21 protein-coding genes are annotated in these 18,323 nt (G+C 67.7%); 9 read left to right on the plus strand and 12 right to left on the minus strand.

The genetic code is table 11. The features are described from left to right. Window positions 1-6: 6 nt before the first annotated feature. A complete protein-coding gene (locus ACWF9G_RS02560; protein WP_452513124.1) occupies window positions 7-726 on the plus strand; it encodes a TetR/AcrR family transcriptional regulator in 720 nt (239 codons plus the stop codon). A 139-nt stretch (window positions 727-865) separates the two neighbouring features. Further along, window positions 866-1,459, plus strand: a complete 594-nt coding sequence (locus ACWF9G_RS02565; protein WP_379305813.1) for a hypothetical protein — start codon at window positions 866-868, stop codon at window positions 1,457-1,459. An 89-nt stretch (window positions 1,460-1,548) separates the two neighbouring features. Here ACWF9G_RS02565 and ACWF9G_RS02570 read toward each other — a convergent pair whose 3' ends face one another. Further along, window positions 1,549-1,716 (minus strand): hypothetical protein, encoded by a 168-nt coding sequence (locus ACWF9G_RS02570; RefSeq protein ID WP_452513126.1) that lies wholly within the window; start codon window positions 1,714-1,716, stop codon window positions 1,549-1,551. Window positions 1,717-1,904: 188 nt separating this feature from the next. On the opposite strand from ACWF9G_RS02570, the gene ACWF9G_RS02575 reads away from it, so the two are divergent. Continuing rightward, the gene (locus ACWF9G_RS02575; RefSeq protein WP_379305817.1) at window positions 1,905-2,903 is read left to right on the plus strand and encodes an AurF N-oxygenase family protein; all 999 of its coding nucleotides are present in this window, start codon (window positions 1,905-1,907) and stop codon (window positions 2,901-2,903) included. 21 nt (window positions 2,904-2,924) lie between these two features. Here the strand turns inward: ACWF9G_RS02575 and ACWF9G_RS02580 are convergent, their stop codons facing one another. Together ACWF9G_RS02580 and ACWF9G_RS02585 are read right to left on the minus strand one after the other, a co-directional pair. Continuing rightward, complete coding sequence (locus ACWF9G_RS02580; RefSeq protein WP_379305819.1) at window positions 2,925-3,653, minus strand: TetR/AcrR family transcriptional regulator; 729 nt, start codon at window positions 3,651-3,653, stop codon at window positions 2,925-2,927. Between the two features lie 38 nt (window positions 3,654-3,691). Beyond that, window positions 3,692-5,014, minus strand: a complete 1,323-nt coding sequence (locus ACWF9G_RS02585) for a family 1 glycosylhydrolase (RefSeq protein ID WP_452513129.1) — start codon at window positions 5,012-5,014, stop codon at window positions 3,692-3,694. 344 nt (window positions 5,015-5,358) lie between these two features. Between ACWF9G_RS02585 and ACWF9G_RS02590 the strand changes: the two genes are divergently transcribed. Continuing rightward, window positions 5,359-5,841, plus strand: coding sequence for a nitroreductase family deazaflavin-dependent oxidoreductase (locus tag ACWF9G_RS02590; protein WP_452513131.1), 483 nt, complete (start codon window positions 5,359-5,361; stop codon window positions 5,839-5,841). Window positions 5,842-5,844: 3 nt separating this feature from the next. On the opposite strand, the gene ACWF9G_RS02595 is transcribed toward ACWF9G_RS02590, so the two are convergent. Together ACWF9G_RS02595 and ACWF9G_RS02600 are read right to left on the minus strand one after the other, a co-directional pair. Next, on the minus strand, window positions 5,845-7,053 hold the full coding sequence (locus ACWF9G_RS02595; protein ID WP_452513133.1) for a site-specific integrase: 1,209 nt from the start codon (window positions 7,051-7,053) through the stop codon (window positions 5,845-5,847). Window positions 7,054-7,125: 72 nt separating this feature from the next. Next, window positions 7,126-7,329 (minus strand): hypothetical protein, encoded by a 204-nt coding sequence (locus tag ACWF9G_RS02600; protein ID WP_379305827.1) that lies wholly within the window; start codon window positions 7,327-7,329, stop codon window positions 7,126-7,128. A 165-nt stretch (window positions 7,330-7,494) separates the two neighbouring features. On the opposite strand from ACWF9G_RS02600, the gene ACWF9G_RS02605 reads away from it, so the two are divergent. After that, window positions 7,495-8,052, plus strand: a complete 558-nt coding sequence (locus ACWF9G_RS02605; RefSeq protein ID WP_452513135.1) for a hypothetical protein — start codon at window positions 7,495-7,497, stop codon at window positions 8,050-8,052. Between the two features lie 5 nt (window positions 8,053-8,057). On the opposite strand, the gene ACWF9G_RS02610 is transcribed toward ACWF9G_RS02605, so the two are convergent. Next, window positions 8,058-8,759 (minus strand): winged helix-turn-helix transcriptional regulator, encoded by a 702-nt coding sequence (locus ACWF9G_RS02610; RefSeq protein WP_379305830.1) that lies wholly within the window; start codon window positions 8,757-8,759, stop codon window positions 8,058-8,060. A gap of 90 nt (window positions 8,760-8,849) precedes the next feature. Here ACWF9G_RS02610 and ACWF9G_RS02615 point away from each other — a divergent pair, with 90 nt between their 5' ends. Next, on the plus strand, window positions 8,850-9,980 hold the full coding sequence (locus ACWF9G_RS02615) for an acyl-CoA dehydrogenase family protein (protein WP_452513138.1): 1,131 nt from the start codon (window positions 8,850-8,852) through the stop codon (window positions 9,978-9,980). A 31-nt stretch (window positions 9,981-10,011) separates the two neighbouring features. Here the strand turns inward: ACWF9G_RS02615 and ACWF9G_RS02620 are convergent, their stop codons facing one another. Beyond that, window positions 10,012-10,362 (minus strand): hypothetical protein, encoded by a 351-nt coding sequence (locus tag ACWF9G_RS02620; protein ID WP_452513139.1) that lies wholly within the window; start codon window positions 10,360-10,362, stop codon window positions 10,012-10,014. Window positions 10,363-10,392: 30 nt separating this feature from the next. Next, entirely contained in the window at window positions 10,393-11,535 is a 1,143-nt protein-coding gene (locus ACWF9G_RS02625; protein WP_452513141.1) for a DUF6183 family protein, read from the minus strand. 221 nt (window positions 11,536-11,756) lie between these two features. Between ACWF9G_RS02625 and ACWF9G_RS02630 the strand changes: the two genes are divergently transcribed. Beyond that, the gene (locus ACWF9G_RS02630; RefSeq protein WP_452513143.1) at window positions 11,757-12,152 is read left to right on the plus strand and encodes a RidA family protein; all 396 of its coding nucleotides are present in this window, start codon (window positions 11,757-11,759) and stop codon (window positions 12,150-12,152) included. Between the two features lie 48 nt (window positions 12,153-12,200). Here the strand turns inward: ACWF9G_RS02630 and ACWF9G_RS02635 are convergent, their stop codons facing one another. Both ACWF9G_RS02635 and ACWF9G_RS02640 read right to left on the minus strand, forming a co-directional pair. Further along, on the minus strand, window positions 12,201-13,328 hold the full coding sequence (locus tag ACWF9G_RS02635) for an acyl-CoA dehydrogenase family protein (RefSeq protein ID WP_452513145.1): 1,128 nt from the start codon (window positions 13,326-13,328) through the stop codon (window positions 12,201-12,203). Window positions 13,329-13,337: 9 nt separating this feature from the next. Next, the gene (locus ACWF9G_RS02640) at window positions 13,338-14,501 is read right to left on the minus strand and encodes an acyl-CoA dehydrogenase family protein (protein WP_379305842.1); all 1,164 of its coding nucleotides are present in this window, start codon (window positions 14,499-14,501) and stop codon (window positions 13,338-13,340) included. Between the two features lie 71 nt (window positions 14,502-14,572). On the opposite strand from ACWF9G_RS02640, the gene ACWF9G_RS02645 reads away from it, so the two are divergent. Next, a complete protein-coding gene (locus ACWF9G_RS02645) occupies window positions 14,573-15,157 on the plus strand; it encodes a QsdR family transcriptional regulator (protein ID WP_452513147.1) in 585 nt (194 codons plus the stop codon). Between the two features lie 107 nt (window positions 15,158-15,264). Beyond that, on the plus strand, window positions 15,265-16,104 hold the full coding sequence (locus ACWF9G_RS02650; protein WP_452513149.1) for an alpha/beta fold hydrolase: 840 nt from the start codon (window positions 15,265-15,267) through the stop codon (window positions 16,102-16,104). A gap of 107 nt (window positions 16,105-16,211) precedes the next feature. Here ACWF9G_RS02650 and ACWF9G_RS02655 read toward each other — a convergent pair whose 3' ends face one another. Next, window positions 16,212-17,195, minus strand: coding sequence for a TauD/TfdA family dioxygenase (locus ACWF9G_RS02655; RefSeq protein ID WP_452513151.1), 984 nt, complete (start codon window positions 17,193-17,195; stop codon window positions 16,212-16,214). 77 nt (window positions 17,196-17,272) lie between these two features. Beyond that, the gene (locus ACWF9G_RS02660) at window positions 17,273-18,271 is read right to left on the minus strand and encodes a hypothetical protein (RefSeq protein WP_452513153.1); all 999 of its coding nucleotides are present in this window, start codon (window positions 18,269-18,271) and stop codon (window positions 17,273-17,275) included. Between the last annotated feature and the right edge of the window lie 52 nt (window positions 18,272-18,323).

Raw genomic sequence — 18,323 nt, forward strand, 5'->3', positions numbered from 1 at the left:
CGGTCGATGAGTACCGACCGACCAGGGCCGCGGGCACTGGCTCGCGCCCAGACGATCGCCGACATCAAACGGATCGGCCGGGAGCATCTCGCGTCGCAGGGCGCCGCGGCGCTGTCGTTGCGCGCGGTCGCCCGTGATTTGGGCGTTGTCTCCTCGGCGGTGTACCGATACGTGAAAAGCCGCGACGAACTGCTGACCATGCTCGTGGTCGACGGCTACAACGCGCTCGGCGACGCGGTCGACGCCGCGCTGGCCGGCGCACCCGACGACCCGGCGACCCGCTTCCGGACGGTGGCGCGGACGGTCCGGGCATGGGCGCTGGCCGAGCCCGCCTGGTACGGCCTGCTCTTCGGCACACCCGTGCCCGGCTATGCCGCGCCCGCCGAGGACACCGAAGCGCCCGGCGTGCGGGTGATCGCGACGCTGCTCGGCATCGTCGACACCGCCTACCGCGCCGGGCAGCTCAGCGCCCCCGCCACGGAACCGGTGATCTCACCATCCACCACGGGCGATTTCTCCGCTATTCGTGAGCAATTCGGCCTTGCCGCCCCGGACTGGCTGATCGCTGTCGCCCTCACCGCCTGGGCGACCCTGTTCGGTGCCGTGAACTTCGACGTTTTCGACATGTACGGCCGCGATACCTTCGCCGATCGGGCCGAAGTGTTCGACGTGCAGGTCGACCAGTTGTTGCGGATGCTCGGCTTCACGCAGGTTGCCACAAACTAGCCATTCGGTTCGGAGCGTCGGACCGCCTACCGTAGACCGGTCGGTACGGTAGCGAACGAGGTGATTCCCGCGGTATGTGGGGTGAGAGATGTGTGAACGGCGATGTCCACCGGTGTCGCCAACGAACGGGAGTGCCCGAGTGAATTCTCGCGAGGAGATCTTGCGCCGAGTCCGTGACGGGCTGCTCGACCTGCCCGACGACGAGCGTCGGGTGCCGATGCGCCGTACGTCGGGCCACGGTGACGACGTCGATCCGGCCGAACGGGCCGCCGTACTCACCCGATTCGCCGAGCGGTTGCGTGAACACGGTTCCCTCGTGCGGACCGTCGACATCGCGGGTCTGCCCGCCGCTGTCGCCGATGTGCTCTTCGGCATGAGCGCGAGCTCGGTCCTGGCGGCTGTCGAACCGGGCCCGGCCTGGCTCGATCACTGGGCGAGCGCACCGGGTCACCGGGTCGTGCACGGCGGCCCGGGCACCACCGAAACCGGTGACGCGGTGGTCCGCGACGCCGTCGCGGGCGACGCGTCGACCGGTTCGCTGGCCCTGGACGTCGACGGTGGTCCTGCCGTCTCCGAAGTGATCCCGCAAGTCTGCGTAGTCCGCGCCGACCGGGTATTCGGCTCCCTCCCCGACGCCCTCGACCGACTCGACCCTCGACGCCCTCTGGTCTGGCTGGGCGGTCCCGCCGACGCCGAACTGGCCCGTCAACTGGTCGTCATCCTCGTCGAATAGCCGGTCACGCTCGTCGGACCTGGCGATCGACGAGCGGGCCAGTGCACCCTCCGGCAGGCGCACCTGTCTCGATGCGCCCGCAGTCTGGCTCAGGTGAGCGCGTGCACGATCGCCGACACGAGACGGCCGAACATGCGGACCACGAAGGGCGCCGACTCGACGATCACGTCGGCCACCACTCCGCCGTCCTCCACCACGTCGGCGTCTGACTTCTTCCGGCGTTTGGACTTTCGACGTCTGCGGTTGAACATCTCCATGCCTTGTCATACGTACGAGCGACGCCAGGGGTTCCCCCAATTCGCCACTTGATTCAGCGGGCCCTGCGTACGACGGTCACAAGTCGGCGCGGTGGGTTGTGTGGGACTGGAAGTCTCAGTTATTCTCGGGGCAGCCGGTGTGATGGTGCTTACAGTGCCTGCGCCGGACGCGAACCGAGGAGGCACCGATGACGCTGACCGAATCGAGCCGTGGCGGACTCATCACCGAGGAGTACCGAGATGCGCTGGCGACCCTTTCACAGGGGTCCGTCGACCGGCATTTCGATCCCTACCTCGATATCGACTGGGATTCGCCGGAGCTCGCCCTTGACCCGAACGATGTGCGCTGGGTGCTCTCGCCCGAGGTCGATCCGCTGGGCGCGACCCAGTGGTACCGCGACCAGCCGCTCGACAAGCAGATCGCGATCGGCAAGTGGCGCACCGCCAATGTCATCAAGGTCGGCGCTGCCTTCGAGAGCATCCTGATCCGCGGAATGATGCAGTACATCATGAAGCTGCCCAACGGCTCGCCCGAGTTCCGGTACTGCTTGCACGAGATGACCGAAGAGTGCAACCACATCCAGATGTTCCAGGAACTGGTCAACCGCATCGGCATCGACGTGCCGGGCATGCGGCCGCTGTTCAAGGCGCTCTCCCCGCTGATCGGTGTCGCAGGCGGCTACGCCCACACGATCCTGTTCATCGGCATCCTCGGCGGCGAGGAACCGATCGACCATTACCAGAAAGCTGTGATCCGCGAGGGCGCGTCGATGCCGCCGATGGTGTTGCGCACCATGGAGATCCACATCGCCGAGGAAGCGCGCCACATCTCCTTCGCCGGCGAATTCCTCGCCGCGCACATCGGGCGGATGGGCAAGTTCAACCGTGGCGCGTGTTCGGTGGCGTTCCCGATCGCCATGCGCTGGCTGGCCGGCGAGATCATGGCGCCGCCGCGGTCGTTCGAGCGTGAATTCGACATTCCGCACGAGGTGATCGAGCAGGCGTTCTGGAAGTCCGAGCACTCCCAGAAGATCCTGTCCGGCTACTTCGGCGACATGCGCAAACTGGCCGACGACCTGGGCCTGATGAACCCGACCGCGCGCCGGATGTGGCGGGCACTCGGCGTCGACGGCCCGGCCTCGCGGTATCGCAGCGAGCCCGAGCGCGGTACACGCCGGATCGCGTGAATGTCGGTCGGTGGCGGTGGCTCAGCCGACGTCACCGGCGGCCAGCTGGGAAATGATCTCGACGAGCTGCTGATCGGGATCGAGGGTGAGGCCGTGCCTGCGGGCGACGCCGTCGACGACGTGCCACGCGTAGGAGGCGACCTCCTCGATCAGTTGCTCCCTGGTCAGCACTGGGTTCGGGTCGTTGGCCCAGCGGGTGACGGTGGCTTCGGTCATCGACACGATGGCGAAGGTCATGGTGTCGGCCGAGCTGTCGTCGGTCACGCCGACGACACCGGCGAGACCGGTGACCAGCGCCCTGGTGGACGCAGCGATGGTCCCGATCAGCGCGCTCATCGCATCGACATCGGGATCGGTCTCCGACGGGCCGGTGCGCAGGAACTCGTGCAGCCGCGGATGTTCCTCGATCCAGGTGACCACGCCGCCGACCGTGCGCACGAGAATTTCGTGGATGGACCCGTCGCCGATATCGAGGGCGTCTTCGATGTCGGCGACGAACCGGTCGGCGATCTCGCTCCTGATCCGGCGATCCAGCTCGTCACGACCGGCGAACTGCCGGTAGACCACGGATTTCGCGAGGCCGGCGTTCTCGGCGATCTGCACGATCGGGACCTCGACGCCGGCGGGCGCCTGCTCGATCAACTCGACCGCCGACAGCACGATCCGCTCCCGGCGGCTGTCGTTGTGCGGCTGCCATCGGGCTTGTCTGCCGCTCACGGCGCTGGAGGGGCGTGACGTTGCGCTCGACACCCGCCCGAGTGTAGAGCACCCGGCGGGTCCCGAAACCGCTACCGCGGGACCGACACGGGATCGGTGCAGCTCGTCAGCGCGTCGACCAGGGAGCACGGCACGGGCCCGCGGGTCGGTCGATAGTCGGCGGGGACACCGCCCAGCGCGGTGATCGCCCGGTAGGCCGCCACGGCGTCGGTCGGCTTGCGGGTGAGGGTGGGATCGGTCAGCACGTCGACGGTGTAGAGGCCGAAACGTGGTGTGTAGGAACCCCATTCGTAGTTGTCGGTGAGGCTCCAGTAGTTGTAGCCCATCAGCGGGATGCCGTCGGCGACGGCGCGCTGCAACCAGTAGACGGTGTCGCGCAGCGAATCGGCGCGGGTGTAGCCGTCTGTGCGTGGCAGCCCGTTCTCGGTGGGGATGCCGTTCTCGACGATGTAGAGGGGCTTGCCGGGAAAGCGGCGCGCGTAGTGGTCGAGTGCGTAGTAGATGCCTTCGGCCTGCAGTGGGATCGTCCAGAGCCGGTCGAAATCGGGGACGGCGAGCTGGGTGGGGGACAGGCCGTAGTAGTAATCGATGCCGATGTAGTCCAGGCGGGCCGAGATCCGGTCGAGCAGTGGGCCGCTGACCGCATCGTCGGCGGCGGGGATGTAGGCGACATTGCTGGTGACCTGGGCGGCGGGCTGTACGGCATGGATGTGGTCGTAGATGCTGTTGTGCGCCTGCGTGATTCGCTCGCCCATGGTGAGCGCGTCGGTCGCGCCGATACCGCCCCGGCGCAGTTCGTTGACCAGGTAGAACGTCGGCTCGTTGAAGGTCACCCAGAGCGGGTCGACGCCGGCGAAGCGGTCGACAACGCGCCGGGCATTGGCCAGCCAGTTCGTCACGATCTCGGGATCGCGCCAGCCACCCCGGTCAGCGGCCCAGCCCGGGTACACCCAGTGGTCGAGGGTCAGCATGGGTCGCATGCCCGCGTCGGTGATCGCCTGTACGACATCGTCGTAGAAGGCGAGTGCGCTCTCGTCCCAGACGCCGGGTTGCGGTTGCACGCGGGCCCACTCGATGCCGATGCGGTACACGCGCACACCGAGATCCGCGGCGAGGGCGATGTCGGATCGGTAGCGCGTGCGGAAGTCGACCGAATTCAGGTACGGGTCGTGGGTGGCGCCCGACTCGGCGTACCGGCGCCAATTGCTGTCCGGCGCATCGCCTTCGGCTTGGAATCCGGAAGCCGCCACGCCCCAGAGGAATTCGGGTCCGAGGGGTGCCAGCTGAGCGGGTGCGGGAGGTCGGGCGAGGGCGGGGGAGAGGCTGGCCGGGAGCAGCGCCGCGGCGGCCAAGGCGACCGTGACAAGGAATCGGCGACCACTGGGGGAGGGCATGACACTCACTCCTGGCATGAAAGGGGAGGGGAGTGTTTCAGTGTGCGGCATTGGGCAGGTGGATTCCGGGAATCAGGTCGGTGCGGCGGCGAACCAACTCGAAGGTCAATTTTGAACATGTCCATACGAAGATATGCGCATCTATTTATGCGATACCCTCGCCATTCCGCCTACGACCACCACCGGTAGGAACGGTCTCATCACTTTCCGACAACTCACCAGCACGGACGAGGGAAGGGGCAGTCTCCGCATGTCGCGACGGCACTCCGGGAAGTCGAGTGAGTTGCCTCTCAGGGGACCGTCCTGAGTCGATGGATCCGTTTCCCTCGAGCCAGGATTCGAGGATGGCGTGGAATCCCTTACCTGCCCTCGCACGCGAGTTCGCCACACAGCCCTGGGTGATGCGTGGCTCTGGCGTCGTCTTACCGGCCGAACGACTGCTGCGCAGGCTCAGCGGCGGCCGGTGGGGAGTTCTCGACCTGGCCGGCCTCCCGTCGATCGAGGTCACCGTGGTCGGTCGCAAGTCGGGTCAGCCACGGACCACGTCACTGCTGTGCGTCCCGGACGGTGACGGCTTCTATCTCGTCGGCTCGAACTGGGGCAAGCCGCAACATCCGGCGTGGTCGGCGAACCTGCGCGCGGCACGCACCGCCTCGGTTCGCTATAACAGCAGTTCGTCGTTCGCGGTGACGGTCACGGAGATCACCGGCGTCGAGCGAAAGCGCGTCTGGGATCAGGTCGTGGAGTTCTGGCCCGGCTACGAGATGGAGTTCGAACTCTCCGGCGGCCGCGAGTTCCGCATCTTCCGGCTGGACCGGATCAGCTGATCGTCACAAACCGAGCTTGGTGACGGCATTGTCCTCGAGCGGGTTCGCGGTGCGGATGTAGCCGTGCACCGTGCGCGGGTTCGCCCAGCGGCCCTGGCGCATGATCTCGCGGTCGCTGGCGCCACCGAGTGCGGCTTGGGTGGCGAAGCCTGCCCGCAGCGAGTGGCCGGAGAACAGGTCGGGGTCGAGGCCTGCCCGAGCGGCATAGCGTTTGACCAGCTCGGCCACCGCTCGCCCGGACAGCGGGGCTGCGCCGATGGAACCGTGCCGGTTGATGGTGGGGAACAGCGGGCGTTCGGTGTCCGTGCTGAGCGGTGTGCCGGTGAAGCCGTGGCAGCGATGGATCGTCGTGTCGGGCACGGGGTGTTCGGCCGCCCACGACCGTGTGCCGGGATCGCCCGCGTCGGCGTGGACCTCCAGTAGCCGGACCCAATCGGCGAACGCGCAGATCGGGCAGGTCCGGGGGTGTTTGCCGCGGGGCAGGGCGATGCGCTGTTCGGCGACGCCGGTGGGGTCGGTCTTCGTGGTCGGCAGGTGTACGACGAGCAGTGGCTCGCCGGTGGTGTGATCGGTGCGTACGTGGACGTCACTGATTCGCAGGCCCGCGAGCTCGCTGCGCCGCAGCGCGCCGGCGAATCCGACCAGGAGTGCGAGAGCATCGCGACGACGGGCTGGTTCGGTGGGCCAGCCGGGTTCGGGAAGTTCGGCGAGCAGTTGATCGAGGGTGTGCAGCAGGACCGGCCGTTTGCGGGTCGGCGGGGTGCGCCGGGTGCGCCGGATGCCGCGCAGCGTGAGCCGGACGACATCAGAACGCGTCGGCGAGGGGAGTCCGTTGGCGGCGTGGACTGCGGCGATGGCGGCGGACTTGCGGTCCAGCGTCGCGGGGCTGAATGCCCAGGCGCCGCTGTCGCGGCGGGCATCGGCGGCCGCGGCGAGATACACGGCGACGTCGAGTGGGTCGGCGGGCAGCGCCTGGCGTTGCTCGGCCGCGCACCAGCCCGCCCAGGCTATCCAGTCGGTGCGGTAGGCCCGCAGGGTGTTCGCCGACTGGGAGGCTTCGAGGTAGCGGCGTAGGGAAACGGCCTGGACGTCGTCGAATCGTTCGCGGACCAGGCGCAGGGCGGCGGTGTCGACGAGGACGCTGCGCACGCCGCGGCGCAGTTCGGTCCGTACCTGTTCGGGAAGGACGACCGCTGCGTCGCTGCCGCTCACGTCGCCACTCCTCGCGCGAATCAGTCTGTCGCCGATGCTCCTGGCGTTCGAGCCTAGGTCATCGGGACGCGATCACGGCATCTCCGCCAGCTCGGCGAGCTTGGTGTGGATGTAGGCGGCGAGCCGGTGCCGGGCCGCGGTGGTGAGGAAACTGGTGTCACCGAGTCGCGGAAAATGGTCATCGACTTGGCCTGACGGCGTTTCGGCGACGTTGGTGGAATCGCCGACGAGTTCGAGATGTGCCGGATGTTGCTGGGGGAGAGGAACATTCGGCACGTCCGTGTCGGTGTGCGCTGCTCCGTGACGTACCATGACGAAACCCTAACGTTTTGATTACGGCCGTTGCCAACATGGCGGGCCCGGTAGTGATAACTGCCACGTTTTCTCATTTGGTGGATCATCGGGCCGTGGCATGTGTCTCTGGACCGCCATCATGGACCGATGGACGCCGTCTTCGCCGACACGGAGATCCGTTTCGCGAGCTATGAGTTCCCCGGCGCGACGGTCTACACGAGTGGGGCGATCGGCCTCGCGGAGATCCGTGATGTCGATCCGCGGGCGACGCCGCCGGAGGTGCGTACCGTGCGCGGCGAGACACTGTTCGTCCTCGCCGCACAGCGCTCCGAGCTCGATGACTTCGCCACCCGTCACGGTATTCCGGTGCGGCGAAGGCCTGATGTCTGGGCTGACCTGCTCGAACCGTTCCTCGATACCTCCTTCGATCCCGACGATGTCCGCGCCACGCTGGATCGGCTGCGCCGCGCGGGGGTGTCGCCCGCGGAAGTCGACGAGATTCGCGGCCGGGTCGAGCGGGCCATGCTCGCCTACAACATCGACAGCATGCTGTGGGAGTGGGTGCACCTGGGCCTTTACGATCTGCTGAGCGCGGGGATCGGCACGTTGGTCAGTCCGGCGGTGCGGGAAACCCTCGGCGATCCGGCAGGGCTGTACGCGTGGGCGATGGAGATCGCCGATCGGCCGGGCGATGCGAGTTCCTGAGCGAGTCAGGACGCACGGGCGGTCGCGTCCTCGGCCATGGCCGATTCGCGGACGTATCCGGCGACGGGGCTCAGTCGCAGGACGGTGGACATCCTGCGGGTGAGCGCGGGTGGGCCGGTGAACACCACCTGGCCGGTGCGCTGGGCATGGCTCAGGGGCATCCGGCCCAGCCACACTTCGTAGAGCGTTGCCACGTCCGCGACGATGGTGACGTCGACCGGGTAGCCGGGATCGGTTTCGCACACCGAGGGCGTTGCGCCTTCGACGACGATCCAGAATCGCCGCACGTCGTCGGTGAACCGGACCTGCAGGACGTTCCGTCTGCCGGGAAGGCTCGCGGTGTCGACGCGGGTGTGCATCCACCAGACGAGCAGTGCCGCGTCGAGCTCTTCGTCGCGGGGTGCGCCGAAGGTCCAGCGTGCGCCCCATTCGCCGAGTCCGAACAGGATCGGTTGGAGTTGGGTGCCCGCATCGGTGAGCAGGTGTTCGGTGCCGATCTTCTCGATCAGCCCGGCGCGTTCGAACTGGCGCAGCCGTTTGGCGAGCAGGCTGCGCGAGAGGCCGGGCAGGCCGCGGGCGAGGTCGTTGAAGCGGGTGGTGCCGAGGTAGAGGTCGCGCAGGATCAGCAGCGACCAGCGTTCGCCGAGCACGTCGAGCGCGCGGGAGATGGGGCAGTATTGGCCGTAGCCTGCGGTCGTAGTCGTCATGGTCACCTCACCGACGGGGTCCACTTTCAGGACCGGGGGAGTCCACTTTCTGGACTATCTGGTTATCGCGGCGGTTCCTACCTTCGAAACATGACTTCCACATTTACCGACACCACGTCCACCATCGACCGCGTTGCCCTGGCGCGCGAGATCGGTGAATCCCTGCGCCCCGAGGTGCCCGAGCGGGACCGCACCGGCGAGATCTCCGTCGTCGCATTCGACCGGTTGCGGGCCAGCGGCCTGTCCGCCGCGCTCGTGCCCACCGAGTTCGGGGGCGGCGGCGCGAGCCACCAGGAGATGGGAGAGATCCTGCGAGAACTCGGCAGGCACGACCCGTCGACCGCTGTCGCGTTCGCGATGCACTCCCATCTCGTCGCCGCCCAGGTGTGGCGGCACAACCACGGCGTGGACGCCTCGGCGGTGTTCGCGAAGGTGGCGGCAGGCGCGATCCTGGTGAGCACCGGCGCTTCGGACTGGGTGGACTCCAACGGTGCGGCCGTGCGCGTGGACGGTGGGTATCGGGTGAGTGCCCGCAAAGCGCCTGCCAGCGGTTGTGAGGTGGGCGATGTGCTCGTCACCAGCGTCCGTTTCGAGGGCGAAAGCGAGCAGGTGCTGCACTGCGCGATCCCGATGACCGCGCCCGGGGTAAGCATCGACAAGACCTGGGACACGTTGGGCCTGCGGGCCAGCGGCTCACACACCGTGGTCCTCGACGACGTGTTCGTCCCCGATGCCGCGGTGTCGTTGATTCGTCCCGCCGGGGTGTGGCCGCCGGTGCTGAACGTGGTGATCGGCGCGGCACTTCCCCTGGTGCTCGCCGCCTACCTCGGTGTCGCCGACTCCGCTGTCGAGCTCACCGCGCGACTGCTGGCAGGCCGTGCCGAACCGCACACGCTGCAGTCGGCAGGCGAGATGCTCAACGCCTACACCACCGCCGCCGACCTCGTCGCCGCCATGTTCACCGACTCCGACAACCTCGGTTTCGCCAACACCGACGAGTACGCGGGCCGGACCCTGAGCCGCAAAACCGTCGCCGCCGACGCCCTCATCACCACGGTGCGCCTGGCGATCGAGACCACCGGCGGTGCGGGCTACTCGCGCTCATGCGACCTCGAACGCCTCTACCGCGACATCCACGGCTGCCAGTTCCACCCGCTCCCGAGGGCAAAGCAGACTCGCTTCAGCGGCCGGGTCCTGTTGGGCCACAGCCCACTCGGCTGACCATGATGGTGGGTCCGGCCCGGACCGGACACTACCCGTAGAGGTGGGAGTTGACGGTTGGGTCGTTGGCCAGCACGTAGTCGACGACGCTCCAGAATTCCGGGAGCCGTGGGTGGACGAGACCGTCCTCCCGTGAGAGCACCACGCCATGGAGCTCGCTCGCAGATCCGTCCTGGCAGGCTGCCACCAGGGTCGCGGCGGGGGCGGGGCTGTTCTGGACCGGTCCGACCCGGCAGCCGAACGTGACATGGTCGGTCATGGAGTTCTCACCCCAGGTGCCGAGAATGACGTCGATCCAGGTGTCGTGGTCCTGGTCTGCATGGTGGTAGCTGTTCGCGAAGTACGCGGCATGAGCGATACCGGCGAGTTGATCTTCGGTCACCGGTATGACGGCGATGCTGCCATGCCGGTGTCAGTCGGTGTCGGTGGCGGCGAGGACCGACACGGACGGGTCGGGGGTGATGGCGAACACGCCCAGGTCCCAGGCGATTCGTTCGAACCACGGGGTGTCGGCGGAGAAGGTGAACCAACGGGCGTCGTTCGCGCGGCGGGTGATGGCGGCGATGGTGTCGATGTCGGTGGCGCCGCACAGAGCCCCGAGGGATTGCCAGGCGGCGAGCCGGCCGTATCCGACGCCCTCGCCACTGTTGTAGGCGCCGCCGTTGGCCGCCGCGGCGAACAGGATTCGCCAGACCCGGGCGGGGGTGGTCGGGGTGACCACCAGGTCGGTCGCGGCGGGGTGACGGGCCTGCAGGCAGGCGAGGGGGAGGGTTTCGAGGACTGCGGCGGCCGTAGCGGGATCGGGAAGGCTGGTGAGCGCGAAGGTGCGGGCTTCGATGCGGCCGTTGGAGTGGGTTTTCCAGTTGGCGACGGCCTGCTCGAGCTGTTCGGTCGATTCCGGGGTCGTTGTCTCACGGGCCCTCGGGAGGGCGATGCGGGTATGTCTGCTCAGCGCCGGGGTCGGATCGGTGTCGAACGGCAGGGCAACCGACGACCCGTTTCCGCTGTAGTGGCGAATCGGCAGATCGTGTTCGAAGTCTGTGCGCTGCAGCGGAAGTGGGCGGAGGGGATGGCGTGCCCAGTGCGGCGAGGCGGTCCACCGCGCGATGGGGTCGAGTTCCGTCACGGTGACGCCACGAAAGAGGAGCTCGTGCAGCAGACAGGCGCGCAGTTCCTCCGCGATCGGCCCGGCCGCACCGGCCTGGAGGAAGGCCGTGACCGCATCGTCGGCGTCGAGCAGTCCGGCGAGCAGGGCCGCGAGGTGCCGGACCCGGCGTTTCGTCGGCCGCATCACCGCGACGACGTGCAGTGCGGCGGTCACCTTTCCGGGTATCTGTGCGCCGAGGAGAGACCGGAACGCGGAGTCGAGCAACGCTCGGCCCAGGTCGGGATCGACTTTCGGGGCGGACGCACGGGCGAGGGCGACGACGAACTCCGGATCCGCGGCGGCAATGTGGTTGTCGACGGCGGTTCTCCACACGCGGAAGGGGTCTTGGCGGGTCAGCTCGCCGACGATGTTGTCGATCTCGCGGTTCACCGGCTCCGAGACGTTCACGCTGTGACACTACCCATGCACCTGCGACGGGCGCCATCGTCGGAAATGCTTGTGGGACTTCAGGTGTAGTGCGATTCCTCGGTCGGCGTGCGTTGAGCCTGCGGCCTGGCTGGGTGCGTCACTCGCGGGCGCGCGAAGTTTCTCCGATCACCGTGTTGTCACACTCGCGATCCCTGCGTCGTCACCTCAGTGCGAACCGTTCGCGACGACAGGAGAGACACGTGTCTGTGGAGATCATCAATCCGGCCGAGCTGCATGATCCGACGGGGTTCGGCTACAGCCACGTCGCGAGGGTGACCGGGGAACTCGTGCTGATCGCGGGTCAGTACGACTCCGACGGCGACGGGCACACGACGACCACGGATTTCGCGGGGCAGGTCGATCGGGCGTTCGGCAATCTCGGGATCGCGTTGCGGTCGGCCGGGCTCGACTACGGCGATGTCGCGCAGCTGCGGACGTTCATCGTCGATCACGACCTCGACAAGCTGACGATCCTCGGGAAGAAGATCGCCGAGATCTGGGGTGAGCGGCCGCCGGTGCAAACCCTGCTTGGCGTTGCCGCGCTGGCGCTGCCGGGGATGCTGTTCGAGGTGGACGCGGTCGCGGTCCGGGGTTGATCGGGGAACTGCTCGACATCGCCGCGGCGGCGATGTCGAGCAGTGTCCTCAGATTTCGGCCAGCTGGTGGTCGGCGACGTGCCCGGCCAGGTAGCGCAGGTGATCGCTCGAATCACCGAGGGTGTGCTCGATGGCGGTCAGGCGTGCGGTGTAGTGCCCGACGGGGTATTCGGCGGTCATGCCGATGCCGCCGTGCATCTGGATGGCCTCCTGCCCGATGTGCCTGCCCGAGCGCCCGATTCGCAGTTTCGCGCGGGACGCGACCATGGGATCGGCGACACCGTCGGCCAGCGACATCGACGCGTACAGGCTCATGCTGCGTGCCAGCTCCAGCGAGACGTACATGTCGGCGGCGCGCTGGGTGAGGGTCTGGAAACTGCGCAGCGCAACCCCGAACTGCTTGCGGGTGCCGAGGTAATCGGTGGTGAGCCGCAGCGCTTCGGCCATCGCTCCGACCGCTTCGGCGCCCAGTGCCGCCTGCGCGGTGATCATCGCGTCGGCGATGAGATCGCCTGCGTCCTTCGGTGTGCCGAGCAGTTCGGCTGCCGCGCCGTCGAATTCGATGTCGGCGCCGTGCCTGCCGTCGTGGGTGCGGAACCCGGTCCTGGTCACGCCCGGTGCGGTGGGGTCGACGAGGAACAGTGCGGTTCCGCCGCCGGGCAGGGCCGCGCTGACGATGAGCCGGTCGGCGCTGTCACCGTAGGCGACAGGGTGTTTGCGCCCGGCCAGCTGCCAGCCGTCACCGTGCGGCAACGCCTGTGTGCCGATGCGCGTGGAGGGCCACCGCGTGCCGGGCTCGGCGTGAGCGAAGACCGGTCGCAACTCGCCGTCGGCGATCTTGGGCAGGAGTTCTTTGCGCTGGGTCTCGGTACCGGCCCGGCCGATGATCGCGGCGGGCAGGAGTGCGCAGTCCAGGACGGGTTCCGGTGCCAGGGCGCGGCCGAGTTCCTCGAGCACGAGCATCGTCTCGATCGGGCCGGCGCCCATGCCGCCGTCTTCGGCCGAGATGGTCAGGCCGAGCAGGCCGATCTCGGCGAAGGTCGACCACACCTGCGGGTCCCAGCCGAGTTCACCGCCGATGACCTCGCGGCGGCGTTCCGGCGTGTAGTGGCGGGTCAGGACGCTGCGCACCGTGTCGCGCAGCATGGTCTGTTCGGTGCTGAGTTCGAAATCCATGGCGGTGCCTCACAGTCCGAGGATCGTCGAAGCGATGATGCTGCGCTGCACCTCGTTGGATCCTCCGTAGATCGATGTCTTGCGGTAGTTCAGGTAGGTGGCGGTGCTGCGGCGTGCCCAGTCCGGGGTGTCGGCTTCGGCGGCGAGGGATTCCGGGCCCGCGATGTCGACGAACAGTTCGGTGACGGCCTGCTGCAGTTCGGTGCCGCGGAGTTTGAGAATCGAGGACACCGGATTCGGGGCGCCGTCGGCCGAGCCCGCGACAACCCGCATCTGGACGAGTTCCAGTGCCAGCAGCTCGTTTTCGAGGTCGGCGATGCGGGCGGCGAAGACCGGATCGTCGAGCAGGGTGCCGGTGTCGAGCCGGGTCTGCTTGGCGTATTCCTTGGCCAGCCACAGCCGCACCTTGGTCTGCCCGACGGCGGCGATGCCGGTGCGCTCGTTGCCGAGCAGGAACTTGGCGTAGGTCCAGCCCTGGTTCTCCACGCCGACGAGCTGGTCGGCGGGCACCCGCACGTTCTCCAGGAAGACCTCGTTGACTTCGAAACCGCCGTCGATCAGCTCGATCGGCCGGACGGTGACACCGGGGGAGTCCAGGGGGAACAGCAGCATCGAGATGCCTGCCTGCTTCTTGGGTGCGTCCGGGTCGGTGCGGGCCAGGCAGAACATCCAGTCCGCGCTCTGGGCGGCGGTGGTCCAGGTCTTCTGGCCGTTGATCACGTACTCGTCGCCGTCCCGAACGGCGACGGTGCGCAGCGAGGCCAGGTCGGAACCGGCGTCGGGCTCGGAGAAGCCCTGGCACCACCAGATGTCGAGGTTCGCGGTGGCGGGCAGGAAGCGCTGCTTCATCTCCTGCGAGCCGAACTGCGCGATCACCGGCCCGATCATGTTGGTGTTGAACGTGAGCGGCTCCGGGACCGACGCGAGCTGCATTTCGTCGTGCCAGATGTGGCGCTGGATCGGGGTCCAGTCGCGGCCACCCCATTCGACCGGCCAATGCGGCACAGCCAGCCCGTGCGCATGCAGGATGCGCTGGGTCGTGACGATGTCGTCCTTGCTGAGTTCGGCCATGTGCCTGGCTCGATTACGGATGTCGGCGGGGATTTCGTCCCGGAAGAAAGCACGTAGCTCGTCGCGGAAGGCGAGCTCGTCCTCGGTGAGTGCCAGTTGCATGGTCGAGTATGTTACACAGAGATGCGTATGTATCAAATGGTAGCCGCGAAGGAGCGCTTATGCTGTGCGATGTGACGCGAGCCGAGGGGACGAGAGCGCCGGGACGCCCTGCCGCGGCCAGCCGTGACGACGTGCTGCGAGCCGCGGTCGAGGTCTTCCTGTCCGGCAATCGCGTCGACGTGAACGCCATCGCCGCCCAGCTCGGCCTCGGCCGCACCAGCATCTACCGGTGGTTCGGCTCCCGCGACGGGCTGCTCGGCGCGGCGATCGCCCGCCAGCTCGAGCGGATGGTCGCCTACGCCGATCGCGCCAGTGACACCACCGGTGCCGAACGCCTCAACGAGATCCTCGATCGCTGCATCCACTGGCTGGTCGAGGACGACTCGCTGCGCACCTATTTCGACAACGAGTCGACCGGGGCGCTGCGCTTGATCACCCGCAGCGACGGTCCCGTCCACCAAGCCGCGGTCGCCGTCGTGGAAGGTCTCATCGAGCGCGCCGAGGAACAGGGCTATCGCCCGCCGATCGAACGCGCCACCTTGGCTTACGCACTGGTCAGACTCTGGGAAGCATTCCTGTACAACGACGCCGTGGCCGGCTTCCGCGGTGACGTCGACCGCCTGCGCCAGGTCCAAGCCGCACTGCTGCGCGCCTGAGCCCTGAGCCCGTTGTTCTGGTCCAGCACGATTTCGGCTGCACCGATGACTTTCGGGTGTATCCGTCGTCGATACCTCTGAAGATATCGACAGACAGGAGTCCAGGCATGACCTTGGTACGAGCGAACGGTGTGGATCTCGGCGTCGAGAAATTCGGCCGTGCGGACGATTCGCTGGTCCTGCTGGTCGGCGGCACGACGATGTTGTCCTGGCCCGACGCGCTGTGCGAGCGGCTCGCCTCGGGCGGGCGGCGCGTGGTCCGCTACGACCTGCGTGACTCCGGCGCGTCGACGACCCTCGACCCGGAGAATCCGGCCTACGACCTGCGGGATCTCGCCGCCGACGCGGCCGCGCTGGTCGGGGTGCTCGGTGCCGGGACCGCACATCTCGGTGGGGTCGGCGGCGGTGGGATGGTCGCTCAGGTCGCCGCGCTGGAACATCCGGACGTGTTCTCCTCACTGACCCTCGTCGGCACCAGGCCGGTGGCGCCGGGCCCGGTCGACGAGGATCTGCCGGACCACGACGCTGCGATCATGGCCGCGCTGTTCTCTCGGCCGCGGCCGGACTGGACCGACCGGGATGCCGTGGCAGCGTTCGCCGCCGAGGGTGCCGAGGCGATGGGCAACGATCCGGAGGAGGCGAAGGCGAGGGCGGCCCGAATCTGGGACCGGACGCCGTCGAGCAATCCCACGGTGCACCAGGCGAACCAGCTCGGGATGGTGTTCTCCCGGATCGATTGCACCCCCCGATGGCGGGAGCGGCTCGGTGAGCTCGACGTCCCCACGCTCGTGGTGCACGGTCGCGCCGACCCGTTCTTCCCGGTCGGCAACGGCGAGGTCCTCGCCGCCGAGATCCCCGCGGCGCGACTGCTCGTCCTCGACGACATGGGTACCGCCCTGCGGGTTGCCGCTGCCAACGAGGTCGCTGCCGCCATGCTCGCCCTCTGACCGCTCACCTGGACGCGCTGGGATGCGAATGGTCACCCGGTCGGCGACTCGGTCGGTACTGCTCGGGCGCGGATCAGCGGGCTGCCCCAAGTCTCGGGAAACCCGGATCAGCGGGTGAGGATGTATCCGTCGTGTGCCCGGTGGTCGCGGGAGCGGCGCAGGTCGGCGATGGCGAACGTGCGTTGCACCCAGCGGTCGGCGCCGTCGTAGCGAGGTTGGAAGGCGGTGCGGCCATGGACAGTGACCCGATTGTCGATAATGGCCAGGTCGCCGGGTGTGAGTACCGTGGTGCGGGCGACAGAGTTGCAGGCTTGGCCGAATTCGGTCAGTGCTGCCTCGGCGCGCGGTGTCAGCGCGGTCGTCGCGATCGTGGCCATCCGGATGTCGGGGTCGTCGATGGCGCCGGAAAGCAGCGGCTGGGGTGAGCGCGCGGTGTCGTCCGAGGGGAAGGAGGGCGGCGGTGCGGTGATGAATTCTGGTGCGAACAACGTTTCCCGGGTCGCTTCGCTGAGCAAGGGCAGTACCTGCCGAATGCAGGCGGTACGCAGACCGGCAACCCGGTCGTGGTCGGCGCGCAGGCACAGCAGCAGCACATAGTCGGGTTCGTGCAGGTGGAAGGCGTTCTCGTTGTGGAAGGTCAGCAACACCGAACCGGCGTTTCCCGAGAAGGATTCCTTGCCACGCACCGGTACGACATCCTGCACGAGGGCACCGGACTTCTCGGCCAGATACGCGACTGGGTCACCGAGTCCGCAGGCGACCATGGTGAGTACGGCAGCGGAGACGATCGCCGCACGCTGCACCGAATCCGATGTCGAGGGTGTGGCGGGCAGCATCGTCTCGTCGACCGGCAGGCCATGGATCACCAGTGACCCCAGCGGTCCCGAGTGCCGGCGGAACTGCCGAACGCCGCGACGCAGCCTCAGCGGCAACGCATCCCAGGAATGACGTGCCCGCGCGACCCACGCAGGGTCGTCCACCCGGTCGTGGTCTCCCGTGCACAGGGTTCGAGCGAGTCGGTCGATCTCGGCTGTATCAGCAGGAGTCAACTCCAGGTCCGCGAAGTCGACGGTGTCAGCGATTTCGTGCATCGACGCTCTCTCCCGGTTCAGCACATCAGCGGCAGGGCAACTGTTCTCAGATCGAGGTGGCGCAGCGCACAGGACTGTCATCCGTGCCGTAGTGCAGACACCGCGTCGGCGATGTAATGGTCCCCGAATCGGATCAACGGTGCGTACTGGGCAGCCCGCCGGTGCCGCATCAGCCGGAGTTCGCCGACTGCGTTGTCCGGGCCGGTCGGCAGCTGCGCGATGGAGCGGCGTAGCCGGACCATCGAATACGCGAGGGTGACATGGCGTTCGCTGTCGATGAGGTCGGCCTCGAGCAGCGCGTCCCGGGCGTCGGCGAGTTCCGGATCGCGCGCGACCAACTGCTCGTAGGTGTCGGGTACAGCTTTGAGCAGGTCTCTCATCGCGGCGCGGAACGTTTTGTAGCCGCGGTGCTGTCGGCCACTCAGCGGGGTCGCGACCTCTGGCGGCTGCATGGTGGGGCGGACAGCCGCCAGATAGTAGTCCACCGGAATCGTGCTGGCATGGATCATCGCAGCGGGAAACCCACGCACGTAGGTGGTCGCGTGTGCGAGCCGTGTCAGTGCAGCCTCGCCCGCCCCGTGGCGCAGATGATGCGCGGCGTCGGTCACCGCGACCGCTGCGCAGATGTTGAACAGAACGTGGACCTGGTGCCCGACGAGCCAACGGGCTGTCCACTCGTCCTCCAGCGAAATTCCGTCAGAAATCTCGGGACTGGTCGAGAAGTCAAGGGACGGTCCGTCATCCCCTGCGGCGCCGGTGAGATCGAGTACGGCCTGCCGCATACCCGCGGTCTCTACCGCCAGATCGGCACCCGAGAGCGGGGCTCTGCTCAGGTCCCGCACACCGCGATGGATGACGAGAGCACCGTGCAGAGCTGCCTGCTGATCGGACAAGTCCACCTCACGGACTCGGAAGAACGACTGACTCACCGACTCGGCAGGCAAATCCTCGCCAACCACCATCTCGGTCTCCGCCGCTATGGCGTCGACCAGCCCGCCGGCCGCGGCAGCAGCCCGCTGTAGCGCTGTGGTGCGCTCGACCGGACCGGCATGGGTGGGGACCTCGTCCAATGCCATCGCAGTCCGTTGCGCCTCAGCCTGTATACGAACGTCCAGATTCGGGACGGTT

The sequence above is a fragment of the Nocardia sp. NPDC055029 genome, from assembly GCF_053608525.1.